This is a genomic window from Variovorax beijingensis, from assembly GCF_007828835.1.
Taxonomy (GTDB): domain Bacteria; phylum Pseudomonadota; class Gammaproteobacteria; order Burkholderiales; family Burkholderiaceae_C; genus Variovorax; species Variovorax beijingensis_A.
This window is the reverse complement of sequence record NZ_VIVL01000005.1, coordinates 195,710-221,317: the sequence shown is the minus strand read 5'-3', so window position 1 is coordinate 221,317 and position 25,608 is coordinate 195,710. Positions and strand designations below refer to the sequence as shown.

Here is a 25,608-nt window from a genome sequence, read left to right as displayed (position 1 = left end):
ATGAAAACCCAACGCCACACCCTTCGCGCACTCGCGCTGCTGCTCGGCTATCCCGATGCGCAGGCGCGCGCCCTGATGCCGCAGCTGGCCGATGCGATGGACGCCGAGGCGGCGCTGTCGCCGGCGCGCCGAAAGGAGCTGCGGGCCCTGGCCCGCGCCCTGGTCTCGGTCGATCCGATCGAAGCCGAGACGCAGTTCGTGGAACTGTTCGACCGCGGCCGCAGCACCTCGCTGCACCTCTTCGAGCATGTGCACGGCGACTCGCGCGAGCGCGGCCCGGCGATGATCGACCTGGCCCAGACCTACGAGAAATGCGGGCTGCTGCTCGGTCCGCACGAAGTGCCCGACCACCTGTGCGTGGTGCTCGAGTTCGCTTCGACGCAGCCGCCGGCGGTGGCGCGTGCGTTCCTGGGCGAGATGGCGCACATCCTTGCGTCCATCTTCAGCGCGCTGCGCAAGCGCGAGAGCGCCTATGCGAGCGTGCTGGCGGCAGTCATCGAGCTGGCCGGCCACAAGGCCGAAGCGGTGGCGGTGGCCGACGACCAGCCGATCGACGAGAGCTGGGCCGAACCCATCGTCTTCGACGGCTGCAGCACGAAGGGCCAGGCCCGGCCCGGCGATGCGCAGCCCATCCACATCGTTCGCAAGGCGGCAGCGGCCGCCGCCAGTGGAGCCCCCGTATGAATGCGCTCAACAATTTTCTCTTCGGCATCTATCCGTACATCTGCCTGAGCGTCTTCTTCATCGGCAGTCTGATCCGGTTCGACCGCGACCAGTACACCTGGAAGAGCGACTCCTCGCAACTCTTGCGCGCCGGCCAGCTGCGCTGGGGCAGCAATCTGTTCCATGTGGGCGTGCTGTTCCTGTTCTTCGGCCACAGCGTCGGCATGCTGACGCCGCACTTCCTGTACGAGCCCTTCATCGGTGCCGGCAGCAAGCAGCTGATGGCGATGATCTCGGGCGGCATTGCCGGCCTGCTCGGCTTCATCGGCATCACGATCCTGCTGCACCGCCGGCTCGGCGACGAGCGCATCCGCCTCAACTCCAGGACCAGCGACATCGTGCTGCTGGTCCTGCTGTGGCTGCAGCTGGCGCTGGGCCTGGCCACCATTCCGCTGTCGGCCCGGCATCTGGACGGCAGCATGATGGTGCTGCTGGCCGAATGGGCGCAGCGCATCGTCACCTTCCGCGGCGGCGCGGTGGAACTGCTGGACGGCGCGAGCTGGGTGTTCAAGGCGCACATGTTCCTCGGCATGTCGATCTTCCTGATCTTCCCATTCACGCGGCTGGTGCACGTCTGGAGCGGCTTCGCCACGGTGGCGTACGTCTTCCGGCCCTACCAGGTGGTGCGCAGCCGCCGCACGCTGGCACCGCGCAAGCCGGCTTCGGCAGCCGCTCCGAGTGCCGCGCCTCATTCGCCGCCGAAGACGGCGCCGGCCGGGGCCGTGGCCAAGTCGACGGGGGTGGCATCGTGAGCGCCGGCGGATGCGGCGGCGGCGCCTGCCAGTGCCGCGAAACCGCGGCGCCCGTGCCGGCTTCAACCCCGGTGGCCGTCGAGGCGGCAGCGACCGAGGCTGCTGCGATCGAGACCGCATGCGCGGCGATCAACGGCGTCGCGCTGCACCTGCCGGGCGAACGTCCGGACGAATACAGCCTGCGCGAGCTGGCCTGGGCCGAGCTGCTGCGGCAGGAGGCCGTCGCACGCCGGCTGCTGCCGCCTTCGGATGCGCGCCTGGCACCACGGCTGGGCATCGGCGAGCAGGCGGTGATCCAGCAGATGCTCGACGACGAGATCGAAGTGCCCGCGGCCAGCGAGGACGAATGCCGCCGCTACTACACGGCGCGAAGCGCGCACTTCGCCATCGGCCGCCGCGTGCATGCATGCCACATCCTGTTTGCCGTGACGGACGGCATCAACGTCGCGGCGCTGGCCGCGCGCGCCGAGCAGGCCCTGCTCGAACTGCGCCACAGGGATGCCGCGCCCACCCGCTTCGCCGAACTCGCGCAGACGCTGTCGAACTGCCCGAGCGGCGCCGACGGCGGCGACCTCGGCTGGATCGGCCCGGACGATTGCGCCGACGAGCTCACGGCCGAGCTGTTCCACAACACCGAACGGCTCGACGCGCTGGGCCTGCATCCGCGCCTGGTCCACAGCCGCTACGGCTTCCACATCGTCGAAGTGCTCGCGCGCGACGCCGGGCGCCAGCAATCGTTCGAAGAGGTGAGCCAGCGCATCGCGGTGCAGCTCGCCCAGCAGTCGCGCGCCAAGGCCCTGCACCAGTACATGCAGCTGCTGGCCGGCCGCGCCGAGGTGAGCGGCCTGGTCCTCGAAGGCGCGGACTCCCCGCTGGTGCAATGACCGCACAGGAACCGGACGACCTGCTCTTGCGTCTGCGCAGGTTCCGGTCCGACTATTTCCCACGGCACCAGCAACGCTTCCAGGACCTGGTCGCCGAAGGCCAGCATCCGAAGACGCTCTTCATCGGCTGCTCGGACTCGCGGCTGATGCCTTACCTGCTGACCGGCACCGGCCCTGGCGAACTCTTCATCATCCGCAACGTCGGCGCCTTCGTGCCGCCCTGCGACGGAACGCACGGGCTGCATGGCACGGTGGCCGCGATCGAATTCGCGCTGCTCGAACTGAAGGTCGAGCGCATCGTCGTGTGCGGCCACAGCCACTGCGGCGCGATCCGCGCGGCTTACGAAGGCGTGGCGGACGAAGCGGTGGCGCTCAAGTCATGGCTGCGGCTGGCCGACGAGGCCCTGCTGCCGGTGCGTCCCAGCCCCGCGGCGCTGCGCCGCAGCGAACAGCGCGCAGTCGTGCTGCAGCTCGAGCGCCTGATGGACTACCCGATGGTGCGCAGCCGCGTCGAGCGCAACGCGCTCACGCTGCATGGCTGGCACTACGTGATCGAGGAAGGCGAAGTCCATGTGTTCGACGCACAGGCGGGCGACTTCCTGCCGGCCTCGCTCGCCTCCAACGCCGGTACCGGCCCCTATCAACCTTATGTGGAACATGATGGATCGATCCTCTGACGAGACAGCAACCGCCCTGCAAGCGCTTTCGCGCGATTCGGGCCTGCGCAACTGGCGCCTCAAGGGCGTCGAACGCCTCCCCGTCATCCAGGGCGGCATGGGTGTCGGCGTGTCGGCCGGCGGGCTCGCCGGCACGGTCGCCGGGCTGGGCGGCATGGGCACGATCTCCGCCGTCGACCTGCGCCGGCTGCATCCCGACCTGATGGCGCTCACGGCCCACCTGAATGCGGAGCCGGACGCCGGGCAGCGCATCGATGCCGCCAACCTGGAGGCGCTGGGCCGCGAGATTGCGCGTGCCCGCGAGCTCTCTGGCGGGCGCGGCCTCGTGGCCGTGAACGTGATGAAGGCGCTGACCGCCTACGAGGCCTACCTGCGCCATGCCATGGCTTGCGGCATCGATGCGCTGGTGGTGGGCGCGGGCCTGCCGCTGGACCTGCCCGAGATCGCGCGCGACCATCCCGAGGTGGCGCTGATCCCCATCCTCTCGGACGCGCGCGGCGTGCAGCTGGTGGTGCGCAAGTGGGAGAAGAAGGGGCGCCTGCCCGACGCCATCGTGATCGAGCATCCCCGGCTCGCGGGCGGCCACCTGGGCGCCGCCAAGGTCGCCGACCTGCAGGACCCGCGCTTCGACTTCGACGTCGCCATTCCGCAGGTGCTCGAGTTCTTCAGGACGGCCGGCATCGAGGGCCGCATTCCCCTCATTGCGGCCGGCGGCATCGGCAGCCTGGAAGACATCCGGCGCCTGCAGGGCATCGGCGCTTCGGCGGTGCAGCTGGGCACCGCCTTCGCTGTGACCACCGAATGCGATGCGAACCCGGCCTTCAAGAAGGTGCTGGCCGACGCCCAGCCCGCCGACATCGTCGAGTTCGTCAGCACGGCGGGCCTGCCGGCACGCGCGGTGCGCACGCCGTGGCTCGACAAGTACCTTCGGCTGGAGCCGCGGCTGCAGCACAAGGCGCACAAGAAGGAAAGCTGCACCATGCGCTTCGACTGCCTGGCGCACTGCGGCCTGCGCGACGGCACCCCGAGCTGGGGCCAGTTCTGCATCGACAAGACACTGGGGCACGCACTGGAAGGCCACCTCGACCGCGGCCTGTTCTTCCGCGGCGCGGGGGCGCTGCCGTTCGGCAGCGAGATCCGCCCGGTGCGCGACCTGATGCGATGGCTGCTCGGCGGCATCCGCCCCGCCGTTCCGACGGTGGGAGCCGCGGCATGAAGCGCGAGGACGCCAGGATGGAACCGCTCGCCGTGCAACCCATCAGCCGCGACGTGCTGCGGGAAAAATACCTGAAGCCCGGCGAAGCCGATGTCGAGGATCTGTTCGCGCGCGTGGCGCGTGCGCTGGCCTCGGTCGAGGCCGAAGGCGAGCGCGCTCAGTGGGAAGCGCGCTTTCTCGGCAACCTGCGCGCCGGCGCGATCGGCGCCGGCCGCATCATGAACGCCGCAGGCACCGAGCTGGAGGCCACGCTGATCAACTGCTTCGTGCAGCCGGTGGGCGACTGCATCCAGGGCCAGGACGCCGGCGGCTATGCGGGCATCTACGAGGCGCTGCGCGAAGCCGCCGAAACCATGCGCCGCGGCGGCGGCGTCGGCTACGACTTCTCGCGCATCCGGCCGCGCGGCGCGCAGGTGCGGACCACTGCGTCCACGGCATCCGGCCCGTGCAGCTACATCGACGTGTTCGACCGCTCCTGCGCCACGGTGGAGAGCGCGGGCGCGCGGCGCGGCGCGCAGATGGGCGTGCTGCGCATCGACCACCCCGACGTGCTGGACTTCATCACGGCCAAGCGCACCCCCGGGCGCTGGAACAACTTCAATGTGTCGGTGGCGGTGACCGACAAGTTCATGCACGCCCTCGCGAACGACGAGGAATGGCCGCTGGTGCACAGCGCCAGGCCGGGCGCCGAACTGATCGCGCGCGGCGCGGCCCAGGCCAGCGATGGCAGCTGGGTCTACCGCAGCCTGCCGGCGCGGGATCTGTGGGACCTGGTGATGCGCTCGACCTACGACTTCGCCGAGCCCGGGATCCTGTTCACCGACACCATCAACAACGACAACAACCTGCGCTACTGCGAGCACATCGAGGCGACCAACCCCTGCGGCGAGCAGCCGCTGCCGCCGTACGGATGCTGCGACCTCGGGCCGATCGTGCTGACGCGCTTCGTGGACCATCCCTTCGGCATCGGCGGTGCGGCGCAGTTCGATTTCGCGCGCTTCGGCGAAGCCGCGGCGCTGCAGGTGCGGGCGCTCGACAACGTGCTGGACCTCACCTTCTGGCCCCTGCCCCAGCAGCGCGCCGAGGCCATGGCCAAGCGCCGCATCGGCGTGGGCTTCACGGGCCTGGGCGACACGCTTGCCATGCTGTGCCTGCGCTACGACCAGCTCGAGGGCCGGGCCATGGCGGTGCGCATCGCGCGCTGCCTGCGGGACGCCGCCTACGCCGCCTCGGTGGCGCTGGCGCGCGAGAAAGGCGCCTTCCCGCTGTTCGACGCGGAGCGCTACCTGGCGCGTGGCACCTTCGCCAGCCGCCTGGACCCGGCACTGCAGGAACAGATCCGCATGCACGGCATCCGCAACAGCCACCTGGTCTCGATCGCGCCGACGGGCACCGTGAGCCTGGCCTTCGCCGACAACGCCTCGAACGGCATCGAGCCGGCGTTCTCCTGGACCTACCGGCGCAAGAAGCGCGAGGCCGACGGCAGCACCTCCGAGTACGACGTCGAGGACCACGCCTGGCGGCTGTACCGCTTCCTGGGCGGGGATACCGGGCAGTTGCCGGCGTACTTCGTCTCGGCCCAGTCGATGCCCGCGGCCGGCCACCTGGCCATGATGGAGGCGGTGCAGCCCTTCGTCGACACCGCCATCTCGAAGACGGTGAACGTGCCCGCCGACTATCCCTACGAGGATTTCAAGGGCCTCTACCAGCAGGCCTGGACTGCCCGCCTGAAGGGGCTGGCCACCTACCGGCCCAACAGCATCCTGGGATCCGTGCTGGAGCTCGCGCCGGCCGCGCAGCCACAGGCCCGCCCAGCCGCAGAGGGCATCGCGGCCGATCCGATGCGCGCGATGATCGAGAGCCGCCCCAAGGGCGCGCTGGATGCCGTCGCCGAGAAGATCGAGTACTGGACGCAGCAGGGGCGGCAGACGCTCTACCTGGTGGTGTCGTTCCTGCCGCTGGCCGACGGCCGCGAGCGGGCCGTGGAATTCTTCATGCCCGTGGGCCAGAGCGGCGAATCCCAGCAATGGATCACCGCGAGCATGCGGCTGCTGTCGCTGGCCGCGCGCGGCGGCTTTCTCGAACGCGCGCTGGCCGACATGCGCAAGGTCGCGTGGGACCGCGGGCCGGTGCGCCTGGGCCATCACGTGAAGGCCGACGGCACCCAGGTGCCCATGTGGCACGACTCCGAAGTGGGCGCCATCGCCTATGCGATCCAGCAGCTGATCGCGCGCCGCAGCGGCCAGGCGAGCGCGGCGCCGGACGCGCCGGCACCCTCCGTGGCCGCCCCTGTCCCGATGGTGGGGGCCAAGTGCCCCGAATGCGGCGCCCACGCCATGATCCGCAAGGATGGCTGCGACTACTGCACGCAGTGCGGACACCTGGGAAGCTGCGGATGAGCCCGGCCGCCGGCGTTCCGGCCGATTCGCCCATGACCGCGAGGCAGCTGGCCGCGCTCCTGCACGCGCGCCGCACCGTGCTGCCCAAGCGGCTCGGTGCGCCGGGGCCCGATGGTGCCGAGCTCGAGCAGATCCTCGGCGCCGCCGCCTCGGCCCCGGACCATGGCGGCCTGGTGCCATGGCGCTTCGTCATCGTTCCGCCGCCGCAGCGCGAACGGCTCGCCGACGTGTTCGCGCAGGCCCTGCTGCAGCGCGACGCCGCTGCCACGCCCGCGCAGCAGGGCCAGGCGCGCGAGAAGGCCTTCCGCGCGCCGCTGCTGATGCTCGCGGTCGCACGGATGGGCCCCGGCAACGAGGAGATCCCGGCCGCCGAGCGCATCCTGTCGGCCGGATGCGCCATCCAGAACATGCTGCTGGCCGCCACCGCCCTGGGCTACGGCTCGGCGCTGACCACCGGCAAGGCGCTGCAGTCGGACGAACTGCGCGCCCTGTTCGCGCTCGACCGGCACGACGAGCCGCTGTGCTTCATCAGCGTGGGCTCGGTGACGGTCCAGAAGGCCGGTCCCGCGCGGCCCGCGCTCGAGCGCTATGTCAGCGAACTGAGCTGCGTGCCACAGCTTCCTCCGTGCGACTGATGCATTCCGTGCGCGGTGCGCTCAACGGGCTGCTGCTCGGCCTGAACACGCTGCTCGCATTCACGCTGATGGTGCCGCCGGCATTGGTCAAGCTGCTGGTGCCGGCCGACCGCGTGCGCACCGGCTGCGACCGGGTGCTGAACGGGCTGGCCGGCGGCTGGGTCGCCGTCAACAACGCCTGGATCGCACGCGCGTGCCCCGCGCCATGGCAGATCCGGGGCATCGAGGGCCTCAACCCCCGCGGCTGGTACCTGGTGTCGAGCAACCACCAGAGCTGGGTCGACATCCTGGTGCTGCAGCGCGTCTTCCACGGGCGCATTCCCTTCCTCAAGTTCTTCCTCAAGCGCGAGCTCATCTGGGTGCCGGTGATCGGGCTGGCCTGGTGGGCGCTCGACTTTCCGTTCATGAAGCGCGGCCGCGGCACCGGTCGCGCCGACCTTGCGACCACCCGGCGTTCCTGCGAGAAGTTCAGGCGCGTGCCGACAGCCGTCATCAACTTCGTCGAGGGCACGCGCTTCACTACGGCCAAGCATGCCGCGCAGAACAGCAGCTACCGCCATCTGCTCGAGCCCCGCTCCGGCGGCCTTGGCGTGGCGCTGGCCACGATGGGCGAGCAGTTCGAGGCGATGCTCGACGTGACCATCGTCTACCCCGAGGGGACGCCGAGCTTCTGGGCGCTCTTGTGCGGCGGCGTGCGGGCCGTGGCGGTCGATGTCCGCCAGCGCGCCATACCACCCCATCTGCTGGGCACGGATCCGTCGGGCGACAAGGCGCGCCGCGCGCACACCCGCAAGTGGATCGAGGCCCAGTGGCAGGACAAGGACCGCCTGATCCAGGAGCGGCTGGCGGCGCGCCGCGGCGTTCGAAAGTAGCCGGGGGGCACCTCAGCCGAATCGCAGCGGCCGGCCCTCGGTGTCGAGCGCGAGATAGCCGCCGAAGGCACCGCTTCGCACGCCCTCGACCATGGCCTCGAGCGCGCTGTCGATGCGTTCGGGCGAGGGCGGCTGGCCGTTGGCGCCCGACAGGCCGGCCGCGAACATCACGCGCCAGAGCAGGCTTGCGCGGCGCGATTCGGCCACCAGCGCGGCAAAGGTGCTGAGCTCCGGCAGGCTTTTTTCAACGCAGGCCACGGGCGTCAGCGAACCGCCCTGCCCCGCCTCGAAGCGGGCGCGCTGCGCCGCATCGGCATCGCCGGGCAAATCGGCTTCGGCGAACACGAACAGCAGACGCTGGGGCTCTGGCTGGGCCGCCGCGGCCTGCAGCAGCTGGTCGAAAAGAGAGGATGAGGAAGAAGGCATGCCGCGAGCGTCGCCGCTGCCTTCGCTCCCGATGTTGATGCAGATCAAGCTGCGCCGCACACGCCTTCCTAGCATAGGTGCATCTGAAATACACCTTTCGAGCCTCGTCGCTCCCAGCAGGAAAAACCCATGAAATCTGCAGCCTCCTCCTCGTCCGTGATCGATGTCCGCAGGCTCGAGCCGCGCTTTCGCCACGCGCACATCTTCTCCACCTTTGCCGCCCTGGACGTCGGCCACGCGATCGAACTGGTGAACGATCACGATCCCCAGCCGCTGTATGCGCAGTTCCAGTCGCAATGGCCCGACCGGTTCGCATGGAACTACCTCGAGGCGGGCCCCTCGGTCTGGCGCGTGGCCATCACCAAGGTGCCGGCTTTCGACGCACACGCGAGCGGCGGCTGCTGCGGCGGATGCGGCGGCGCCTGAGCACCATCGATCCGGATTCCGAAGAAGGAAACATCATGAGCAACAACAACCGGCTGTGGCGCTGGCTGGCCTTCATCTTCGTGCTGTCGTTCGGCGCACTCGGCTACCTGGGCGTGCAGATCTACCTGACCGCGCCACCAATCCCGAGCGCGGTCACCAGTTCCGACGGCGAGGTCGTCTTCACCGGCGAGCAGATCCAGCGCGGCCAGCAGGTCTGGCTGTCGACCGGCGGGCAGCAGCTGGGCTCCGTGTGGGGCCACGGCAGCTACGTCGCGCCCGACTGGTCCGCCGACTGGCTGCACCGCGAGGCCGTGGCGCTGCGCAACCGCCACGCCCAGGCCTTTCGCAAGGACTTCGATGCGCTGAGCCCGGCGGACCGCGGCGCGCTTGCGGCCACCGTGGTCGAGCAGATTCGGCGCAACACCTACGACGCCGCCAGCGGCGTGATCACCGTTCCGGCCGACCGCGCGCAGGCGATCCGGGAGGTGGCGGCCCACTACGAGGCGCTGTTCGGCGACGACCGCGCGCTCGCCGCGCTGCGCAGCCAGTACGCGATGACGGTGGGCACGCTGCCCGAGCGCGCCGACCGCCAGGCGCTCACCGCCTTCTTCTTCTGGACCTCCTGGGCCGCGGCCACCGACCGCCCCGGGGAAACGGGCCTGAGCTACACCAGCAACTGGCCGCACGAGCCGCTGGTGGGCAACACCATGACCAGCTCGGCCGCCGTCTGGTCGATGGCCAGCATCTGCCTGCTGCTCGCAGCGATCGCGGCCATGCTGTGGCTGCACGGCAGCCAGCGGCACGAAGCCGAGGCGCAGCCGCCCCAGGCGGACCCGCTGCTGGGTGCCGTCGCAACGCCCTCGATGAAGGCCACGCGCAAGTACTTCTTCGCGGTGATCGGCCTCATGCTGCTGCAGATCGCGATGGGCATTGTCACGGCGCACTACGCGGTCGAGGGCGAGTCCTTTTTCGGCCTCCCGCTGGCCGAACTGCTGCCCTATGTCGTGAGCCGCACGGTGCACACGCAGATCGGCATCTTCTGGATCGCCACCGCATGGCTGGCCACGGGCCTGTACATCGCGCCGCTGCTGTCGGGGCGCGAACCCAGGCTGCAGAAGCTCGGGGTGGACGTGCTGTTCTGGGCCCTGATCGCCATCGTGGTCGGCTCCACGCTGACCGGCTGGCTCGGCACGCTGCAGCACCGCGGCGTCGACTTCAGCTTCTGGCTGGGCAACCAGGGCCTCGAATACACCAGCATGGGCCGCTTCTGGCAGGTGCTGCTGTTCGTCGGCCTGCTGTTCTGGGTCTTCCTGCTGGGCCGCGCGCTGTGGCCCGCACTGGTCAAGCCTTCGGCATCGCGCGGCCTGATCGCGATGGTGTTCCTGTCGGCCACCTGCATCGGCGGCTTCTACTCGACCTCGCTGGTCTGGGGACAGCACACCCACTACTCGATGATCGAGTACTGGCGCTGGTGGCTGGTCCACCTCTGGGTGGAAGGCTTCTTCGAGGTGTTCGCCACCGCCGTCGTCGCGCTGATCTTCACGCGCCTGGGGCTGGTGCGCACCGAGAGCGCCAACCGCGCCATCATCGCCGAGACCATCGTGTTCCTGTTCGGCGGCATCCTCGGCACGCTGCACCACCTCTACTTCACCGGCACGCCGACCTCGGTGATCGCCGTGGGCGCCGTGTTCTCGGCGCTCGAAGTGGTGCCGCTGACGCTGATCGGCCTGGAGGCCCTGCAGACCTGGCGCCGCTCGCAGGCGATGCCCTGGCTCGCCGCCTACAAGTGGATCGTCATGTGCTTCGTGGCCGTCGGCTTCTGGAACACGATCGGCGCCGGCGTGCTCGGCTTCGCGATCAATCCGCCGGCCTCGCTCTACTACGTGCAGGGGCTCAACATGACGGCCGCCCATGGCCATGCCGCGCTCTTCGGCGTCTACGGCATGCTGGGCATCGGGCTGATGCTGTTCTGCCTGCGCGGCCTGTATGACCGCCAGCTGCACGCCGACCGGCTGCTCAGGCCCGCGTTCTGGAGCCTCAACATCGGCCTCGCGATGATGGTGTTCCTGTCGCTGCTGCCCGCCGGCATCTACCAGGCCTGGGCCAGTGTCACGCAGGGCCTGTGGTACGCGCGCTCGGCCGAGATCGTGCATTCCCGCGTGATGGAGACACTGGTGTGGATGCGGGTGCCGGGCGACATCGTCTTCGCCGTGGGCGCGGTGCTGCTCGCAGCCTATGCGCTGCGCCTGCTGCGCCATCCGGCGGCGCAAGCCGCGCCGCAGCCATCGGTGCGCGGCAAGGGCCGAAAGGGCCCGGCCCTCCAGGCCGGCCACGTGGGCCACGCGGCCGAACAGTGACACGACGCCATTGCAGCCATGAAGCTCACCGCCTTCACCGACTACAGCCTGCGCGTGCTGATCTACCTGGCCGCGCAGCCCGAGCGCCGCGCCACCATCGGCGAGATCGCCACCGCTTTCGCGGTGTCCGAGCATCACCTGACCAAGGTGGTGCACTTCCTGGGCAAGGAGGGGTGCCTGGCCAACGTCCGCGGCAAGGGAGGCGGCCTGGCGCTCGCGAAGCCGCCCGAGGCGATCAACATCGGCGACGTGGTGCGCCACACCGAGGGCGGTGCCATCGTGGAATGTTTCGGGGAAGGCGGCGGCGCGTGCCGCATCACAGGCCTGTGCCGCCTGCAGGGCGTGCTGGGCGAAGCCGTGGCGGCATTCCACGCGGTGCTGCAGCGCTACACGCTGGCCGACCTCGTTCACAACCGGGAGGCGCTGGCCACGGTGTTCCTGGCAGGCCGCATCGGCATGGCGCAAGCCGAACGGGAGGGTGCGTGAACTCGCCGGCGGACACGGCGCCGGCCGCGGCCCGCTTTCCGTACGACGGGCCGGAACATCTGCGCGCGCCGCTGGCCGCGGCGCTGTCGCGCGTCGTCGATCCGGAGATCTCGATGAACATCGTCGATGTCGGCCTGGTCTACGGCGTCATGGTGGACGCCGCGACGGCGCATGTGCGCATCACGATGACCTCCGCGGCCTGCCCGGTGATCGAGCTCATCATGGAAGAGGCGGAAGCCGAGCTGGACAAGGTCGTCCCGCCCGAGCTGCAGATCCGCGTCGAGCTGGTGTGGGAGCCGCCGTGGAGCCCGGAGCGCATGAGTCCCGGCGCCAAGCGGTTCATGGGATGGTAGGCGCTGCAAGCCCCGCCGCCCGTACGGGACGGCCAGCAAAGACATCGCCGGCGCGCCGCTGGATTCCGGCGCGTGCGCTGTTCGGCGCGCTGGCCGGCGTGTCGCTGGTGGCAGGCATGGCGGGCGGGCTCTGGCGGCTCGGTGTCGCCGTGCCGGACCCGCATTCCTTCACCTGGACAGGCCAGGTGCTGCTGGTGCACGCCGCATTGATGGTCTGCGGCTTCCTGGGCACCGTCATCGGCATCGAGCGCGCCGTGGCCGTCAAGCATCGCTGGGCATTCGTGGCGCCGCTGGCGTCGGGCACCGGTGCCCTCTGCCTGGCCTTCGGGCCGCAGGCCGCCGGCGCGTGGCTCGGCGTGGCGGCGGCGGTGTCCTTCCTGGCGGTCAACGCGTTGGTCGTGTGGCGCCAGCGCGCGGCGCACACGCTGCTGCTCGCGGTCGGCGCGGCCGCGTGGGTGGTGGGCAACCTTCTGTTCGCCGCCGGCCGCGACGGCAGCGCCGTCTTTCCGTGGTGGTTCGCCTTTCTGGTCATGACCATCGCGGCCGAACGGCTCGAGATGACGCGGCTCATGCGGCGGCGCCCGGCCGCCACCGTGACGCTGCATGCCGTGCTGGCGCTGCTGCTGGCAGGCGCCGCGTGCTCGGGCACGGCCCCGCGCGCCGGCGGACTCGTCTACGGTGCGGCGCTTGCGCTGCTGGCCGCGTGGCTTGCGGTGTTCGACGTCGCGCGGCGCACGGTGTTCACGCACGGCATCAGCCGCTACATGGCGGTCTGCCTGCTGGGCGGCTATGCCTGGCTCGGGATCGCGGGCGTGGCGTGGGCCGCGACCGCGCTCGGATGGCCCGCGCGCGACGCCGCGCTGCACGCGCTGGGGCTGGGCTTCGTCATCAGCATGGTGATGGGGCACGCACCCGTCATGCTGCCGGCCATCGCGCGCATCAAGCTGCGCTTCGGCGCCTTCTTCTACCTGCCGCTGGCGGCGCTGCACCTGTCGCTTGTCGTGCGGCTCGCGCTGGGAAGCTTCAGCGATCCGCTGCGCGCCGCCGGCGCTTCGCTCAACACGGCCGCGATCGTCTTCTTTGCCGTCACCGTGGCCGGCGCGGCCGTCGCGTGGCGCATTCAACATGGCGCCGAGGGCGCCCGAAAGGCCAGATGATGGCAACCTTCATTCCACTCGAACCTGCACGACCCCCGTCGATCCAGCCTCCGGCCTTTGCGCTGTGGCAGCTCGGCTTCCGCCCCTTCTACCTGCTCGCCAGCGGCTTCGCGGCACTGTCCATCGCGCTGTGGGCCATGCAGTTCGCCGGCTGGCTGCCGCGCGCCTACCTGCAGGGGCCGATGTGGCATGCACACGAGATGCTGTTCGGCTTCGCGCTGGCGGTGATCGTCGGATTCCTCTTCACCGCGGGCCGCAACTGGTCGGGCCAGCCCACGCCCGCGGGACTGCCGTTGGCGGCGCTGGCGTTGCTCTGGGTGGTGGGCCGGGTGCTCGTCCTCACGCCCTTCGCCTGGTCGGCCGCGGTGGCCAACGCGGCCTTTCCGCTGGCCTGCGCGCTGGCGCTGGCGCGCCCGCTGCTGGCCGCGCGCAACCGCCGCAACTACTTCTTCGTCGGCCTGCTGCTGTTGCTCGCGGGCGCCGCGCTCGCCTTTCACCTGTCGGCGCTCGGCGTGATCGAGGTGCCGGCGTGGCTGGGCATCCAGGTGGCGCTGGACGTGCTGCTGTTCATCATGGCCGTCATGGCGGGCCGGGTGGTGCCGATGTTCACCAACAACGGCATCTCGGACGCTGGCGCCACGCGGCACGCCCTGGTCGAAAAGGCCGCGCTGGGGCTGGTGCTCGCGCTGCTGCTGGCCGACGCTACAGGCCTGCCACCGATGGTCGGGGCCGCCGTCGCGTTGGCGGCGTCACTAGCGCATCTGGTGCGCTGGCTGCTCTGGCGGCCGTGGAAGGCGCCCGCCAACACGCTGGTGCTGGTGCTGCATGTGGCCTATGCGTGGATTCCGGCGCACCTCGCACTGCGGGCACTGGCGCTGCACGGCGCGGTGCCGGCATCGCTCGCCACCCATGCACTGACCGTGGGCGCCGCGGGCGGGCTCATCATCGGCATGATGGTCCGCACATCGCGCGGCCACACGGGCCGGGTGCTGCGCGCCGACCAGGTCGACACGGCCTGCTTCGTGCTGGTGCTGCTCGCCGCGCTGGTGCGGATACTCGTGCCGCTGGCCGCGCCGGCCCACACGGTCGGCGCGGTCCTCGTTTCCGCGGCGTTCTGGAGCCTGGGTTTCGGCCTGTTTGCCGTGCGCTACTGGCCCGTGCTGACGCGGGCCCGGGTGGACGGCAGGCCCGGCTGAGGCACCTCGCCGCCGCTCAGCCCTGCGCGCGCCAGCGCGCCTCGAGCGAGGCGATGTCCACCGCGTCCTCGGTGAAGACTTCGATGGCCAGCGCGCGCTCGTCGAGCGCCAGCGGCTCGTGCGACGCGAGCTGGCGCTCCAGCACCTCGAGGCTGGCCTCCGACGCGTCCGTGCCCGAGGTGCTGCGCTCGGCCACGCGGCGGCGCAGCACGGCCTCGGCGGTGCGGCAGTCCAGGATCGCGAAAGGCAGGTCGAGCTCGGCCGCCAGCCCCTGGAAGCTGCGCCGCTCGGCGCTGCGCAGGAAGGCCGCATCCACGATCACCGGATAGCCCGCCAACAGCGCGTCGCGCGCGCAGGCGCGCAAGCGCTCGAAGGTCCGTCGCGTGGCCTCCGCGCCGTAGATGGCCAGGCCCCGCTCGGCGGAGCGGGCGAGCGGATCGAGGCCGAACAGGCGCTTGCGCTCCACGTCCGAACGGATGCGCACCGCGCCCGCGGCGCACAGCAGCTGCGAGGCGATGGTCGACTTGCCGGAACCCGAGAAGCCGTGCGTGATCAGCAGGCGCGCGCGCCCCCGCGGGCTGTGCGCCAACTGCACGGCGCACGCCAGGTAATCGGGCTTCGATACGGCGGCCGAGGCCGGCGCGGCCTGCGGCCCCAGGCCCGCGGCCATGGCACGCACCAGCGCCCGGTACACCTCGTAGAAGCCGAGCACCCGCAGGCCCGCATGATCGCCGCTGTGCTGCAGCCACGCATCCAGGAATCGGAACGCGAGATCGGGGCGGCCCTGCGCCTTCAGGTCCATGGTGAGGAAGGCGATGTCATTCATCACGTCGATCCAGCGCATCATCGGGTCGAACTCGATGCAGTCGAAGGCGGCGAGTTCGCCGTCCACTAGGACCACATTGGCCATGTGCAGGTCGCCGTGGCATTCGCGTACCGCGCCACCCTGCTGGCGCACGGTCCAGGCCATGTGCAGCACCTGCGTCTGTTCGCCGATCCATGCAGCCAGTGCCGCGAGACGGCCGTCGCTGCGCTGTGCGAGCAACTGGTTCACGACATCGGTGGCCGCACGGGCGATGGACTCCGGGGCGCCGAACGCGGACGGCGGCACGACGCGTTCGGCCGCGCCCTGCAGCGCCGCCAGCCGCCGCGCGAAGCCGTCGAGCCAGGCCGACTCCAGCCGGCCGGCCGCCAGCAGGTCGCACAACAGGGACGCCTGCGGAAAGCGCCGCATGCGCACCACGTGGTCGATCGGCACGCCGTCGCCGCCCAGTCGCGGTGCCTCGCGCGTGCCGCACACCGGCACCACGTCCAGGTACAGCGACGGCGCGAAGCGCCGGTTGAGGCGCAGTTCTTCCTCGCAGAAATGCTTGCGCGCCGCGATGCTTGCGAAGTCGACGAAGGGAAAGTGCACCGGCTTCTTGAGCTTGTAGGCGAGCGTCGCCGTCAGCAGCACCCACGAGATGTGCGTCTCGACCAGCTCGACGCGCGCACCGGTCTCCCGCTGCAATGATTCGCGCAGTGCCTGCACCAGTGTCGTGTCCATCTGTCTCGCCTTATCCGGCGGCGATGCGCAGCAGCGAAGACGCCACCGCGCCGCCGGCCGCCTCAATGCGCCATCAGCACCGGCACGGTCATCTGCGCGAGGATCTGCCGCGTGACGCCGCCCAGCACCCGTTCGCGAAACCGCGAATGGCCATAGCCGCCCATCACGAGCAGGTCGGCACCGAGGTCGGAGATGCGCGACAGCAGCGCATCCGCGATGTCGATCTCGGTCACCTCCCGCTCCGCCCTCGCCTGGATGCCGTGCCGCAGCAGGAACTGGATCATCTCCGGCATGAGGAGCCGCTGCTCGTCGTCCTCCTCGTCCGGATGCCGATACGAAACCAGCGTCACGCGCGATGCGCGCCGCAGCGCCGGCAAGGCCGCGTGGATGGCGATGGTGGATTCCCGCGAACCGTCCCAGGTGACCACGGCGTTCTTCGCGGGGGCGCCGAAATCGCTGGCGCAGGGCACGACCAGCAGCGGGCGCCCGGCTTCCATCAGCACCTGCTGGGCCAGGCTGCGCACAGCGGCGTGCCCCGCATCCGATTCGTCGTCCTGGCCGAGCACCAGCAGATCGCTCGCGCGGCCGTGCCGGACCACGGCGTCGACGGCCGCGCCATCGACGAGGCGAAGCTCGTATGACAGGTGGCCCGATGCATGGATGCCTTGCCTGAACTTCCGGCTGATCGCCTCCGCGCGCAGCCGCAGGCGGCTGGCCGCATCGGCGATGTAGTCGGTCACGCCCGTGGCGACGGCATCGGCCGGAACCGCGCCGCCGTACGGGCCCGTGGGTACCAGTCCGACCAGGTGGCTTTCGTGGGCCTTCGCCCACTGGGCCGCCAGCGCGGCGCGCACCGGACTGCGGCCGGAGCTGTCCAGGTGAACGAGGATGGTTCTGTAGTTCATGGGACAGCCTGCTCGGTGATGCGCGGCGCCCGGCGCGGGATGGGGGCGGTGCGCGGATCTTCGGGCGCGCACCGGACGGGCACCTTGATGCCGATCAAGCCGGCGCCGCGGCGCCTGCGCCTTGGCATCGCCACAACCCGGATGAAGCCCCGCACTTGCGCTCGATCAAAACCGCGGACCGAGCGCTGGCAATACATCGGACGAACCGATGAACCAAAGGCGAACGCTGGAGATTCAAAGGTGGCCGCGGACGAAGCCGATGCCCGCGTGGCTCCAACGCATGCGCCAGCTTCCGGTGCCGCGATTCGCCCAGCATGCCTTCGTCCTTGCCCAGCCAGGGCTCGACGGTCTTCAGGGCGCTCGCTTGTTCCGGCGACAGGCGGCGCAGGCGGCCGAGTTCCACGGCGCAGGTCTTCTTCAGCGAGCGCGTGTAGTTCGACAGCACGTCGTAGTGGTGGCGGATGACCGCCTGCACGGTATCGAGATCGACGTTCGCCTTGGGCGCGGCCAGGCGCGGGGTCGGCGCCACGTGCTTCACCTTCGCCAGGCCCAGCGCCTGCAGCGTGCGGATGTAAAGCCAGCCGATGTCGAACTCGAACCACTTGCTCGAGAGCCTGGCCGAGGTGGGAAAGGCGTGGTGGTTGTTGTGCAGTTCCTCCCCGCCGATCAGGATGCCGATCGGCGAGATGTTGGTGCTGGCGTCCCGGGCGGGCCAGTTGCGGTAGCCCCAGTAGTGGCCGATGCCGTTGACCACGCCGGCGGCCCAGAACGGGATCCAGGCGATCTGCGTGAGCAGGATCAGGCCGCCGGGCAGCGCGCCGAACAGCACCATGTCCACGACGCCCATCAGCACGATGCCCAGGATCCTGTGCTTCGAATAGAGCCTCCGCTCGATCCAGTCATCGGGCGTGCCGTGGCCGTAGCGCTCCAGGGTCTGTGCGTTCGCGGCTTCGCGCACGTAGAGGAACACGCCGCCCCACAGCACCCGGTTGAGCCCGTACACCTGCGGGCTGTGCGGGTCTTGCGGGGTCTCGCATCTGGGGTGGTGCTTGCGGTGCACCGCAGCCCACTCCTTCGTCGACCTGGCGCTGACTTTGCCGGATTCGACGCGCTCGACGCCCGCGCGGGTCGAGACGGACGGCGATGGCCAGGGGCGTCATGGCTTCTTTCGGGCCGGCGTGGCCGACAGCGCCGCATTCAAGGTGTGTAAGGCGTCGGCCACCACGGCGCGCCGGTCGACGGGGCCGACAATGGAGCGCGCCGCGGCGCTCGGCGCATCATCGACGGCCGGAAAGCAGGACGCGAGGGCCGTCGCCGACCGGGCCGCGGCAGTGCGCCAGAAGGCGTTCACCGGCGCCGCGGCCAGGGCCTGCCAGTCCTCGGCCTGCCGGATCGCGTCCACCTCGGCGCGGGTCTCGGCCGCACCGTCGCGCAGCGCCTGCGATCCGAGCGTCAGGCATTGCGCCGCGCTGGTCTCGAACATCTCGAGCGCATGCAGCCAGACGCTCCACTGCGCCTTGCAAAGCGCCAAGGGAAAGGTGAATTCGGTGCTCATGGCGATGTGTCCTTCGGGAACTGCGGTTCGCATGACGGATGCTGACGACATGGAGCCCCGGATGCCTTGCGCGGGATCAAGTGCGCACCCGAGCGGATCGCCGGCGGGCCGGCCAAGACCACTGCACGCCCCGCGGAAGGGAAGCCCTGCGCACGAACGAACAAGGTCGGGAATGAAATGCCACCGATACCGACCATTGACACAGTGTTTCCGACTGACGCCCGGCATTGATGGTGCGGCCAAGCGCGAGTTCTAAATTGCAATGGCGCGATTCGTCTTCCGATTGCAATGACCGATGCAAGCGCACAAGGAGACCCAGATGGACACACCCCATGCATCCAGCGGCTACGAACTGCGGTTTCGTCCCCTGCTCGCCAATCACCGCGCCTTCGCCTTTCCCTGTGACGCGGTCGGCCATGTCGACATGGACGCGCTCAGCGAGCCGATGCTCAACAACTACCTGTACGCACGTGCGATGATGGGGCTGGAGCTTTCCTGGCCCGAAGTGCGCCTGAGCCCGTCGCACTGACGCCGGGCGGCATCGGCCGTCTCGTGCCCGTCCGCCCTGCGGCCGATGAACAAGCAACGAGCGGCCGGCAGCAGTCAGGCGGCGGTCGCCAGCTGTGCCGCGCCGCGCGCCGAGCGGCGGCGAATCCACTTCTCGGCCTCCACCGCGCCCCGCACGCCGGCATTCACCTTGATTCAACGCAAGGCAGCACCTCTCTCCAAGGCAAGGAGTTGACGGCCATCAAGGGGCGCGATGCTTTGGCAGATAGCCTCCCCTCATGACGCATTCGCTGCAGCTTTCCTCGACCATTTCCGGTCCGCGGCCGGGCGACACGTTCCTGGCCGGCGACCTGTCGTCCGTCCTGTCGCATGCATCCCGGCTGAAGGCTGCATCGCGCGCGGGCAGCACCGGCGAGCGGCCGCTGCTCGGCAGGAACATTGCCTTGCTGCGCCCGCGGCCACCCGAACCGGAGATGCCGTTGCTTCAGCGCGCCGCGCTGGACCTGGGCGCGCGGGTGGCGCATGTGCGGCTCGGTCCCGCCAGCGAGCCGGTGGGCACCAAGTTCCGCGGGCTGGCGCAGATGCTCGGCCGGCTGTACGACGCGATCGACTGCTCGGAACTCGCGCCTGCCGAGGTGCGGTTGATCGAGCAGTACGCGGGCGTGCCGGTCTACGACGACCTCGAAGGCCCGGCCCATCCCGCGCGGGCGCTGGCGGACCTGATGACCCTGCGCGACCATGGCTGCGTGCCGGGGACGAACACGCAGATCGCCTTTCTGGGCGACCCGCTGTCCGTGCGCGCGAGGAACTTCTTCGAGCTCGCCCGCCGGGAAGGTCTGTGTCTGCGCATGCTTGATCTTTCCGGCGCAGCGGGCGACGCGGTCTTTTCGGTCGACGCCGTCGACCCGGACCATTGGGTGCTTCATGCGCCTTCGGGCCCGATCGGCGCGGCGCAGTGCGCGCAGAACCACCGCTTCGCGCTCCAGGCGATGCTCCTGGCCACGATGCCGGCCTGAGCGCGACGGTGCATCGTCGCCGGGCGTCGCCGGAAAGAGCGTTCCATGCGATCGGCCGTGCCGGCCGGCCAGGCGATGGCGCGGGCGCTCACGCCGCGCCGGTACGCCGAACCGGCAGCGCGTTGAGCGGAATGCGCAGGTAGGACACGCCGTTGTCGTCGGCCGGCGGCAGCCGGCCCGCGCGCACGTTGACCTGGATCGACGGCAGGATGAGTGTCGGCACATCGAGCGTGGCGTCGCGCGCGCGCCGCATGGCCACGAACGCGTCCTCGGCGATGTCGTCGCGCACATGGATGTTGCGCGCGCGCTGCTCGGCCACCGTGGTCTGCCATTGCGCCGGCCGCGATGGCGGCGGGTAATCGTGGCAGACATACATCGAGGTCTCGGGCGGCAGTTCCAGCAGCCGGCGCATCGACGCATACAGCTGGCGCGCATCGCCCCCGGGGAAGTCGGCGCGCGCGCTGCCGAGATCCGGCATGAAGAGCGTGTCGCCGACGAACACCGCCCCGCCGATCAGGTAGGCCATGTCGGCAGGCGTGTGGCCGGGCACCAGGAGGGCGGTGGCCTCTATGGCGCCGATGCGGAAGCTCTCGCCGTCCCTGAACAGGTGGTCGAACTGGCTGCCGTCGGGCAGGAAGCCGCGCTCCAGGTTGAAGAGCTCCTTGAAGGTGGCCTGCACCGTGCGGATGTGCTCGCCGATGGCAACGCGCCCGCCGACCCGCTCTTGAAGATAGGCAGCTGCAGAAAGGTGATCGGCGTGGGCATGGGTCTCCAGGATCCAGTCGACCTGCAGCCCGTGCTCGGCCACGCAGGCCAGCACCCGGTCCACGGATGCGGTGCCGGTGTGGCCCGACTTGAAGTCGTAGTCGAGCACCGGATCGATCACGGCGGCGCGCAGCGTGGCCGGATCCCACACGAGGTAGGACACGGTGCCCGTCTGGGGATCGAAGAAGGCCTGGACCGAGGTTGGGGTGTTGTTCATGGCGAGCTCCGATGCCGATCGATAATCTACCGACAAATAATATATATTTTTATATAATGTAGTCAACCATGAAATCAAAGCGCCACCCCGTCTTCGATCCCGAGATCCTGCGCGGCGCGGCTGCCCGCGCGGTCGGCATGCTCAAGGTCCTGGCCAACGAGGACCGCATGCTGCTGCTGTGCCAGCTCTCCCAGGGCGAGATGTGCGTGAGCGAACTCGAGGCGCAGCTCGACATCCGCCAGCCGACGCTGTCCCAGCAGCTCGGCGTGCTGCGCAACGAAGGCGTGGTCACCACGCGCCGCCAGGGCAAGAACGTCTTCTACGCGGTGGCGGACCCGGCGCTGCTGGAGATCCTCGCCCTGCTCTACCGCATCTACTGCCCGAAGGAAAAATGACCATGACCATCGACTGGCCTGCATTCACGCCCTGGGCCGCGCTGGCCGGCGGTGCGCTCGTCGGCGCGGCCGCCGCGATGTTCGTGCTGCTCAACGGCCGCATCGCCGGCATCAGCGGCATCGTCGGCGGCCTGCTGCGGCCGGTCGGCGGCGACGTGGCCTGGCGCCTCGCGTTCGTGGCCGGCCTCGTCGCAGCGCCGGCGGCCTACGCGGTCTTCGCGGACTGGCCCGCGCCCCGCATCGATGCCGGCTACGGGCCGCTCGCCGTGGCCGGCCTCCTGGTCGGCGTGGGCACGCGCTACGCGTCGGGCTGCACGAGCGGCCACGGCGTCTGCGGCCTGTCGCGGCTGTCGCCGCGCTCCATGGCGGCGACCGCGCTCTTCATGGGTGCCGGTTTCTTGACCGTGCTCCTGACGCGCCATCTGCCGGGCCTCTGAGGAGAACCGCCATGATCGTCTTCACTTCGTTTCTTGCCGGGCTGGTGTTCGGCTTGGGGCTGATCGTCTCCGGCATGGCCAACCCGGCCAAGGTGCTCGGCTTCCTGGACGTTGGCGGACGCTGGGACCCGTCGCTCGCCTTCGTGATGGGCGGTGCGATCGCCGTGGGAGCCATCGCGTTCGCGGTGGCCAGGCGACGCACACGCTCCTTCCTCGGCGCGGCGATGCGGCTGCCTGCCTCGCGCGCGATCGATCGCCGCCTGGTCCTCGGCAGCGTGCTGTTCGGCATCGGCTGGGGCGTGGCCGGCTTCTGCCCGGGTCCGGGACTGGTGGCCGCGGGCATGGGGGAGGTGAAGGCGCTGGTCTTCGTCGCCGCGATGCTCGCGGGCATGGCGGGGTACGAGCTGATCGAGCGCAGGAGATCCGCCACTGCGGCGGCGGGCACGGTGCAATGAACCTTGCCTCGGCGCGTCTGCGCCGCCGCAGTGCTCACTGCAGCATGGCGGGCGCGGGCACGGGCGCAAGGCAGCGCTGCACGAAGGCCGACAAGGCCCCCACGTCCGGAATCTGCACGTCGCGGCGCCCCTTCTCCACGAACTCGATCACCTTGTCGCGCGCCAGCCTGGACAGCGCCCGGCTCACGCTCTCGAGCGTCATGCCCAGGTAGTTGCCGATCTCGGCGCGCGTCATGCGCAGCGTGATCTGGTCGGTGCGCATGCCGCGCTCGGCGAGCGACTCGGCCCAGTAGCGCAGGAAGTCGGCCACGCGGGCGTCGGCCGGCAGCGTGCACACCGACATCAGCGAATCCCGGTCATGGGCAATCTCGCGGCTCATCGCAGTGTGGAACACCTGCAGCAACGCGGGCTCGGCCAGGCAGGCGGCCAGCAGCGCCTCGTAGGAGACGACCCAGACCTCGCCCGTGTCCATCGCCACGGCGTCGCAGGAATAGTGGTTGGCGGCGATGCCGTCGAAGCCGAGCCAGTCGCCGCGGAACTTCAGGCCCACCACCTGTTCGCGTCCATCCGCGGACAGGTTCACGATCTTGAAGAAGCCCGAGTTCAGGATGTAGAGATTGCCGAACGGCTCGCCGGCCTGGTAGATCACGTCGCCCGCATGCACGACGCGGCGCTGCGGGTTGAGGCGCTCCTTCAGCAGCTGCTGCGTCTCCACCAGCTTCTGGCTGGCCCGTTCATGGACCGCCAGGCCGGCTTTCGGCACGGCGCGTGCAGCCAGGAATCCGTTCATCGCGGGTGCGGCAGCTTGGGTCAGGGACGGGTTGAACATTTGAAGAGCTCCTGGTGTTCTGTGTGGGTCGCGGGTCGATGGACGAATGCTAGAAAGCGCCCGGCAACACAGTGACAACGGCCGGAATCGGTGGGTAACGCTCGGTGAATGCTTTGTGTCCGGCGTGTATCAATGCCGGCGCGGCCGGGCTTGATCTGTATCAAGCCCGGCCTGCCCCCGCCCGGCTAGCCTCTGCGCACTCACACCCAGGGGGTTCATGCTCTTTCCCTTCGAGAACCACAATGTCTCGGCATTCCATGCGCTGTCGCCCGCGGAGGAGACGGCGCTGGTGGGCCGTGCGCGCCTGCTGCAGGCGGCATTCCTGCGGGGCGCCCTGTCGCCGCAGCTCAAGGGAAAGAAGCTCGGGATCCTCTGCGACGAAGGCGCCGACGGCACCGAAAGCCGGCTGCTGTTCCAGCACGCGGCCGAGGAGCTGGGCGCGCACGTGGCACGCATCCGCCCCGCGCTCTCGAACCTCGGCAGCCCCGGCGAAGTCCGGCACACCGCGCGCATCCTCGGCCGCTTCTACGACGCGCTGGAGTGCCAGGGCATGGCGCCCGAGGTCGTGCGGCAGATCGGCCTGGAGGCGGGCATTCCCGTCTACGACGGCCTCGCATGCGTAAGCCACTCCACGGCGCGGCTCGCCGAGCTGCTCGACGAGCGGACCTCGCCGGCCGACAACCGGCGCTTCGTGCTGCAGGCGCTGCTGCTGGGCAGCGTCGCCTGAGCCGGCGCGTGAATTGATCCAGCGCAATACCCCGGGCTCGCAGCGTTCCTAGAGTGGCTGCACGGTCGTCGACGGCTTCCCGCGGGACCGTTCGAACTTCATCCACTGCAAGGAAACCTCATGAAAACCGATGCGCAATTGCGAGACGACATCCAGGCGGAACTGGCCTGGGACCCGTCGTTCAAGGCCTCCGATGTCGGCGTGATCGTCAAGGACGGCGTGGCCACCCTGACCGGCCACCTAGCGAGCTTTGCCGAGAAGCACGCCGTCGAACGCGCGGTGCAGCGCGTGCACGGCGTGAAGGCCGTGGCCGTCGAGATCACGGTCAAGGTTCCGTTCGACAACGAGCGCACCGACGCCGACATTGCGATGGCCGCCGAGCGGGCACTCGAATGGAACGTGCTGGTGCCGGACGGCAAGATCCGCCCGATGGTGGAAAAAGGCTGGCTCACGCTGAACGGCGAGGTCGAGTGGGAGTACCAGCGCCGGGCCGCGGAAAGTGCCGTGCGCAACCTGATGGGCGTGCGGGGCGTGTCCAACCTCGTCAACGTCACGCCCAAGGTCAGGCCGGCCGACGTCGAGAAGAAGATCCACGAAGCGCTCGCGCGCCAGGCCGACCGCGAAGCCAGGCACCTGGCCATCACGGTGAACGGCTCGCAGGTCACGCTGCGCGGCAAGGTCCATTCCTGGGCCGAGCGCAATGCGGTGCAGGGCGCGGCCTGGGCGGCGCCCGGCGTTTCGCTGGTCGTGAACGATCTCGCGGTGGACAATTGAGCCGCGTCGCACTGGTCACCGGCGAACCTCCGGCATCGGAGCGGCCACGACCACTCAGCGCACCAGCAGCACGGGCACCGTGCAACGGGCCAGCACCTTCATCGCCACCGAGCCGAGCACGAGGTTCGCCAGTGCGCCGTGACCGCGCGACCCCATGATCACGAGGTCGAACTTTCCATGCGTCGCAAAGGCGGCGATCTCGTCCGCCGGATGGCCCACCTTGTGGGCGAACGCCGCCTCGATGCCATACACGGCGAGCGCCGCACGCACGGGATCGAGAACGTCGCGCGCCTCGCCGTCGTAGAAGTTGTGCACGAGGTCCGGGCCGGCAAATGCCGCGGCGCGATGCGGCACTGGAAGCACCGCATTGAAGACCGTGAACGCATGGCCCGCGTTCGACCACTCCTTGTGCGCGGCCAGGTAGTCGAGCATGCGGGCCGTGTATTCGCTGCCGTCGACGGCGAGAAGGATTTTCATGGTGCTCCTTTGCGGATCCTGTTCGAGATGGCCGGAATCTTCGCCGCCGGCGCGGCAAGCGGGCTTGCTCCAGATCAAGGCCGCGGTGCCGCGCGCGGCCTACATTGGCCTTTCCTAAACACACACCAAGGACCGCCATGAACCAGATCCTCCGCCGGCGCCCCGCGATCCGCGACCAGGGTCCGGAGACAGCGGAGTTCGATGCCGTGGGTGCCGGTGTCGCCGATCCGGGACCAGCGCCTGGCCGGTCCCAAGCGCAGCTTCGTGGCCGAGATCGGCCGCCTGCTCGGACGCACTCCCATCCTCGACACCGCGTTCACCACGTGCGAAGTCGACAGCGGCAGTTTCGCCGCGCGGCTGCAGGGCTTCGGCACGGCGGTGCGCGCCGCCGAAGGCACGCAGCCGGCGGTCCGGCCCGCCACCCTCTCGCCCCAGGCTTCCTGA

29 protein-coding genes and 1 pseudogene are annotated in these 25,608 nt (G+C 69.9%); 22 read left to right on the top strand and 8 right to left on the bottom strand.

Annotation, left to right across the window (positions count from 1 at the left end):
• From narJ to FB547_RS17115, 8 genes are read left to right on the top strand one after another with little or no spacing between them, the layout of a single operon-like run.
• The gene (narJ, locus tag FB547_RS17150; RefSeq protein WP_145744231.1) at nt 1-684 is read left to right on the top strand and encodes a nitrate reductase molybdenum cofactor assembly chaperone; all 684 of its coding nucleotides are present in this window, start codon (nt 1-3) and stop codon (nt 682-684) included.
• Nucleotides 681-1,475, top strand: a complete 795-nt coding sequence (narI, locus tag FB547_RS17145; protein WP_145744229.1) for a respiratory nitrate reductase subunit gamma — start codon at nt 681-683, stop codon at nt 1,473-1,475. Before narJ ends, narI begins: the two co-directional genes overlap by 4 nt.
• Nucleotides 1,472-2,359 (top strand): peptidylprolyl isomerase, encoded by an 888-nt coding sequence (locus FB547_RS17140; RefSeq protein WP_261380315.1) that lies wholly within the window; start codon nt 1,472-1,474, stop codon nt 2,357-2,359. Before narI ends, FB547_RS17140 begins: the two co-directional genes overlap by 4 nt.
• Entirely contained in the window at nt 2,356-3,036 is a 681-nt protein-coding gene (locus FB547_RS17135; protein ID WP_145744227.1) for a carbonic anhydrase, read from the top strand. Before FB547_RS17140 ends, FB547_RS17135 begins: the two co-directional genes overlap by 4 nt.
• Nucleotides 3,020-4,252 (top strand): NAD(P)H-dependent flavin oxidoreductase, encoded by a 1,233-nt coding sequence (locus FB547_RS17130; RefSeq protein WP_145744225.1) that lies wholly within the window; start codon nt 3,020-3,022, stop codon nt 4,250-4,252. The genes FB547_RS17135 and FB547_RS17130 overlap by 17 nt, the downstream gene beginning before the upstream one ends.
• Nucleotides 4,249-6,651 (top strand): adenosylcobalamin-dependent ribonucleoside-diphosphate reductase, encoded by a 2,403-nt coding sequence (locus FB547_RS17125; protein ID WP_145744224.1) that lies wholly within the window; start codon nt 4,249-4,251, stop codon nt 6,649-6,651. Before FB547_RS17130 ends, FB547_RS17125 begins: the two co-directional genes overlap by 4 nt.
• Nucleotides 6,648-7,286 carry a nitroreductase gene (locus tag FB547_RS17120; RefSeq protein ID WP_186454186.1) on the top strand — a complete coding sequence of 213 codons (639 nt, stop codon included), beginning with the start codon at nt 6,648-6,650 and terminating at the stop codon, nt 7,284-7,286. Before FB547_RS17125 ends, FB547_RS17120 begins: the two co-directional genes overlap by 4 nt.
• Nucleotides 7,286-8,158 carry an acyltransferase gene (locus FB547_RS17115; protein ID WP_145744560.1) on the top strand — a complete coding sequence of 291 codons (873 nt, stop codon included), beginning with the start codon at nt 7,286-7,288 and terminating at the stop codon, nt 8,156-8,158. Before FB547_RS17120 ends, FB547_RS17115 begins: the two co-directional genes overlap by 1 nt.
• A 12-nt stretch (nt 8,159-8,170) precedes the next feature.
• Here FB547_RS17115 and FB547_RS17110 read toward each other — a convergent pair whose 3' ends face one another.
• Nucleotides 8,171-8,584: a ribonucleotide reductase subunit alpha gene (locus FB547_RS17110; protein WP_145744222.1), complete on the bottom strand. Its 414-nt coding sequence runs from the start codon at nt 8,582-8,584 to the stop codon at nt 8,171-8,173.
• Between the two features lie 129 nt (nt 8,585-8,713).
• Between FB547_RS17110 and FB547_RS17105 the strand changes: the two genes are divergently transcribed.
• Genes FB547_RS17105 through FB547_RS17080 form a run of 6 tightly spaced genes read left to right on the top strand, consistent with a single transcriptional unit; the run spans nt 8,714 to nt 14,559 of the window.
• A complete protein-coding gene (locus FB547_RS17105) occupies nt 8,714-9,010 on the top strand; it encodes a DUF2249 domain-containing protein (protein ID WP_145744220.1) in 297 nt (98 codons plus the stop codon).
• A gap of 35 nt (nt 9,011-9,045) precedes the next feature.
• Complete coding sequence (locus tag FB547_RS17100; protein ID WP_145744218.1) at nt 9,046-11,367, top strand: nitric-oxide reductase large subunit; 2,322 nt, start codon at nt 9,046-9,048, stop codon at nt 11,365-11,367.
• An 18-nt stretch (nt 11,368-11,385) separates the two neighbouring features.
• Nucleotides 11,386-11,853, top strand: coding sequence for an Rrf2 family transcriptional regulator (locus FB547_RS17095; RefSeq protein WP_145744216.1), 468 nt, complete (start codon nt 11,386-11,388; stop codon nt 11,851-11,853).
• Nucleotides 11,850-12,206: a metal-sulfur cluster assembly factor gene (locus FB547_RS17090; RefSeq protein ID WP_145744214.1), complete on the top strand. Its 357-nt coding sequence runs from the start codon at nt 11,850-11,852 to the stop codon at nt 12,204-12,206. Before FB547_RS17095 ends, FB547_RS17090 begins: the two co-directional genes overlap by 4 nt.
• Nucleotides 12,200-13,363 carry a hypothetical protein gene (locus FB547_RS17085; RefSeq protein ID WP_261380314.1) on the top strand — a complete coding sequence of 388 codons (1,164 nt, stop codon included), beginning with the start codon at nt 12,200-12,202 and terminating at the stop codon, nt 13,361-13,363. Before FB547_RS17090 ends, FB547_RS17085 begins: the two co-directional genes overlap by 7 nt.
• Nucleotides 13,363-14,559 (top strand): NnrS family protein, encoded by a 1,197-nt coding sequence (locus tag FB547_RS17080; RefSeq protein ID WP_145744212.1) that lies wholly within the window; start codon nt 13,363-13,365, stop codon nt 14,557-14,559. The genes FB547_RS17085 and FB547_RS17080 overlap by 1 nt, the downstream gene beginning before the upstream one ends.
• Before the next feature lie 16 nt (nt 14,560-14,575).
• On the opposite strand, the gene FB547_RS17075 is transcribed toward FB547_RS17080, so the two are convergent.
• From FB547_RS17075 to FB547_RS17060, 4 genes and pseudogenes are all read right to left on the bottom strand, one after another.
• Entirely contained in the window at nt 14,576-16,105 is a 1,530-nt protein-coding gene (locus FB547_RS17075; protein ID WP_145744210.1) for an AAA family ATPase, read from the bottom strand.
• A 62-nt stretch (nt 16,106-16,167) separates the two neighbouring features.
• Nucleotides 16,168-17,010: a universal stress protein gene (locus FB547_RS17070; protein WP_145744208.1), complete on the bottom strand. Its 843-nt coding sequence runs from the start codon at nt 17,008-17,010 to the stop codon at nt 16,168-16,170.
• Between the two features lie 94 nt (nt 17,011-17,104).
• Nucleotides 17,105-18,079: pseudogene (locus FB547_RS17065) on the bottom strand (fatty acid desaturase); the annotation flags it as partial.
• 87 nt (nt 18,080-18,166) lie between these two features.
• On the bottom strand, nt 18,167-18,565 hold the full coding sequence (locus tag FB547_RS17060; RefSeq protein WP_145744206.1) for a hypothetical protein: 399 nt from the start codon (nt 18,563-18,565) through the stop codon (nt 18,167-18,169).
• A 319-nt stretch (nt 18,566-18,884) separates the two neighbouring features.
• On the opposite strand from FB547_RS17060, the gene FB547_RS17055 reads away from it, so the two are divergent.
• Nucleotides 18,885-19,094 carry a hypothetical protein gene (locus tag FB547_RS17055; protein ID WP_145744204.1) on the top strand — a complete coding sequence of 70 codons (210 nt, stop codon included), beginning with the start codon at nt 18,885-18,887 and terminating at the stop codon, nt 19,092-19,094.
• A 256-nt stretch (nt 19,095-19,350) separates the two neighbouring features.
• A complete protein-coding gene (locus FB547_RS17050) occupies nt 19,351-20,088 on the top strand; it encodes a hypothetical protein (protein ID WP_145744202.1) in 738 nt (245 codons plus the stop codon).
• Nucleotides 20,089-20,176: 88 nt separating this feature from the next.
• Here FB547_RS17050 and FB547_RS17045 read toward each other — a convergent pair whose 3' ends face one another.
• Nucleotides 20,177-21,070 (bottom strand): MBL fold metallo-hydrolase, encoded by an 894-nt coding sequence (locus FB547_RS17045; protein WP_145744200.1) that lies wholly within the window; start codon nt 21,068-21,070, stop codon nt 20,177-20,179.
• Between the two features lie 68 nt (nt 21,071-21,138).
• Between FB547_RS17045 and FB547_RS17040 the strand changes: the two genes are divergently transcribed.
• Genes FB547_RS17040 through FB547_RS17030 form a run of 3 tightly spaced genes read left to right on the top strand, consistent with a single transcriptional unit; the run spans nt 21,139 to nt 22,357 of the window.
• Nucleotides 21,139-21,465, top strand: a complete 327-nt coding sequence (locus FB547_RS17040) for an ArsR/SmtB family transcription factor (RefSeq protein WP_145744198.1) — start codon at nt 21,139-21,141, stop codon at nt 21,463-21,465.
• A gap of 2 nt (nt 21,466-21,467) precedes the next feature.
• Nucleotides 21,468-21,902, top strand: coding sequence for a YeeE/YedE family protein (locus FB547_RS17035; RefSeq protein ID WP_145744196.1), 435 nt, complete (start codon nt 21,468-21,470; stop codon nt 21,900-21,902).
• Between the two features lie 11 nt (nt 21,903-21,913).
• Nucleotides 21,914-22,357 (top strand): YeeE/YedE family protein, encoded by a 444-nt coding sequence (locus tag FB547_RS17030; RefSeq protein ID WP_145744194.1) that lies wholly within the window; start codon nt 21,914-21,916, stop codon nt 22,355-22,357.
• 34 nt (nt 22,358-22,391) lie between these two features.
• On the opposite strand, the gene FB547_RS17025 is transcribed toward FB547_RS17030, so the two are convergent.
• Nucleotides 22,392-23,186: a Crp/Fnr family transcriptional regulator gene (locus FB547_RS17025; RefSeq protein ID WP_145744192.1), complete on the bottom strand. Its 795-nt coding sequence runs from the start codon at nt 23,184-23,186 to the stop codon at nt 22,392-22,394.
• A gap of 217 nt (nt 23,187-23,403) precedes the next feature.
• Here FB547_RS17025 and FB547_RS17020 point away from each other — a divergent pair, with 217 nt between their 5' ends.
• Both FB547_RS17020 and FB547_RS17015 read left to right on the top strand, forming a co-directional pair.
• Nucleotides 23,404-23,913 carry an ornithine carbamoyltransferase gene (locus FB547_RS17020; protein WP_145744191.1) on the top strand — a complete coding sequence of 170 codons (510 nt, stop codon included), beginning with the start codon at nt 23,404-23,406 and terminating at the stop codon, nt 23,911-23,913.
• A gap of 120 nt (nt 23,914-24,033) precedes the next feature.
• Complete coding sequence (locus FB547_RS17015) at nt 24,034-24,687, top strand: BON domain-containing protein (protein ID WP_145744189.1); 654 nt, start codon at nt 24,034-24,036, stop codon at nt 24,685-24,687.
• Nucleotides 24,688-24,741: 54 nt separating this feature from the next.
• Here FB547_RS17015 and FB547_RS17010 read toward each other — a convergent pair whose 3' ends face one another.
• Entirely contained in the window at nt 24,742-25,164 is a 423-nt protein-coding gene (locus tag FB547_RS17010; protein WP_145744188.1) for a universal stress protein, read from the bottom strand.
• Between the two features lie 201 nt (nt 25,165-25,365).
• Between FB547_RS17010 and FB547_RS17005 the strand changes: the two genes are divergently transcribed.
• On the top strand, nt 25,366-25,608 hold the full coding sequence (locus FB547_RS17005; RefSeq protein WP_186454185.1) for a hypothetical protein: 243 nt from the start codon (nt 25,366-25,368) through the stop codon (nt 25,606-25,608).

Coding starts and splice junctions, on each gene's coding strand:
- FB547_RS17010 (WP_145744188.1), bottom strand. CDS start 25,164: ATGAAAATCCTTCTCGCCGTCGACGGCAGCGAATACACGGCCCGCATG.
- FB547_RS17045 (WP_145744200.1), bottom strand. CDS start 21,070: ATGAACAACACCCCAACCTCGGTCCAGGCCTTCTTCGATCCCCAGACG.
- FB547_RS17105 (WP_145744220.1), top strand. CDS start 8,714: ATGAAATCTGCAGCCTCCTCCTCGTCCGTGATCGATGTCCGCAGGCTC.
- FB547_RS17120 (WP_186454186.1), top strand. CDS start 6,648: ATGAGCCCGGCCGCCGGCGTTCCGGCCGATTCGCCCATGACCGCGAGG.
- FB547_RS17125 (WP_145744224.1), top strand. CDS start 4,249: ATGAAGCGCGAGGACGCCAGGATGGAACCGCTCGCCGTGCAACCCATC.
- FB547_RS17050 (WP_145744202.1), top strand. CDS start 19,351: ATGACGCATTCGCTGCAGCTTTCCTCGACCATTTCCGGTCCGCGGCCG.
- FB547_RS17060 (WP_145744206.1), bottom strand. CDS start 18,565: ATGAGCACCGAATTCACCTTTCCCTTGGCGCTTTGCAAGGCGCAGTGG.
- narJ (WP_145744231.1), top strand. CDS start 1: ATGAAAACCCAACGCCACACCCTTCGCGCACTCGCGCTGCTGCTCGGC.
- FB547_RS17115 (WP_145744560.1), top strand. CDS start 7,286: ATGCATTCCGTGCGCGGTGCGCTCAACGGGCTGCTGCTCGGCCTGAAC.
- FB547_RS17040 (WP_145744198.1), top strand. CDS start 21,139: ATGAAATCAAAGCGCCACCCCGTCTTCGATCCCGAGATCCTGCGCGGC.
- FB547_RS17095 (WP_145744216.1), top strand. CDS start 11,386: ATGAAGCTCACCGCCTTCACCGACTACAGCCTGCGCGTGCTGATCTAC.
- FB547_RS17005 (WP_186454185.1), top strand. CDS start 25,366: ATGCCGTGGGTGCCGGTGTCGCCGATCCGGGACCAGCGCCTGGCCGGT.
- FB547_RS17085 (WP_261380314.1), top strand. CDS start 12,200: ATGGTAGGCGCTGCAAGCCCCGCCGCCCGTACGGGACGGCCAGCAAAG.
- FB547_RS17025 (WP_145744192.1), bottom strand. CDS start 23,186: ATGTTCAACCCGTCCCTGACCCAAGCTGCCGCACCCGCGATGAACGGA.
- FB547_RS17080 (WP_145744212.1), top strand. CDS start 13,363: ATGGCAACCTTCATTCCACTCGAACCTGCACGACCCCCGTCGATCCAG.
- FB547_RS17030 (WP_145744194.1), top strand. CDS start 21,914: ATGATCGTCTTCACTTCGTTTCTTGCCGGGCTGGTGTTCGGCTTGGGG.
- FB547_RS17020 (WP_145744191.1), top strand. CDS start 23,404: ATGCTCTTTCCCTTCGAGAACCACAATGTCTCGGCATTCCATGCGCTG.
- FB547_RS17070 (WP_145744208.1), bottom strand. CDS start 17,010: ATGAACTACAGAACCATCCTCGTTCACCTGGACAGCTCCGGCCGCAGT.
- narI (WP_145744229.1), top strand. CDS start 681: ATGAATGCGCTCAACAATTTTCTCTTCGGCATCTATCCGTACATCTGC.
- FB547_RS17135 (WP_145744227.1), top strand. CDS start 2,356: ATGACCGCACAGGAACCGGACGACCTGCTCTTGCGTCTGCGCAGGTTC.
- FB547_RS17110 (WP_145744222.1), bottom strand. CDS start 8,584: ATGCCTTCTTCCTCATCCTCTCTTTTCGACCAGCTGCTGCAGGCCGCG.
- FB547_RS17015 (WP_145744189.1), top strand. CDS start 24,034: ATGAAAACCGATGCGCAATTGCGAGACGACATCCAGGCGGAACTGGCC.
- FB547_RS17055 (WP_145744204.1), top strand. CDS start 18,885: ATGGACACACCCCATGCATCCAGCGGCTACGAACTGCGGTTTCGTCCC.
- FB547_RS17075 (WP_145744210.1), bottom strand. CDS start 16,105: ATGGACACGACACTGGTGCAGGCACTGCGCGAATCATTGCAGCGGGAG.
- FB547_RS17100 (WP_145744218.1), top strand. CDS start 9,046: ATGAGCAACAACAACCGGCTGTGGCGCTGGCTGGCCTTCATCTTCGTG.
- FB547_RS17035 (WP_145744196.1), top strand. CDS start 21,468: ATGACCATCGACTGGCCTGCATTCACGCCCTGGGCCGCGCTGGCCGGC.
- FB547_RS17130 (WP_145744225.1), top strand. CDS start 3,020: ATGGATCGATCCTCTGACGAGACAGCAACCGCCCTGCAAGCGCTTTCG.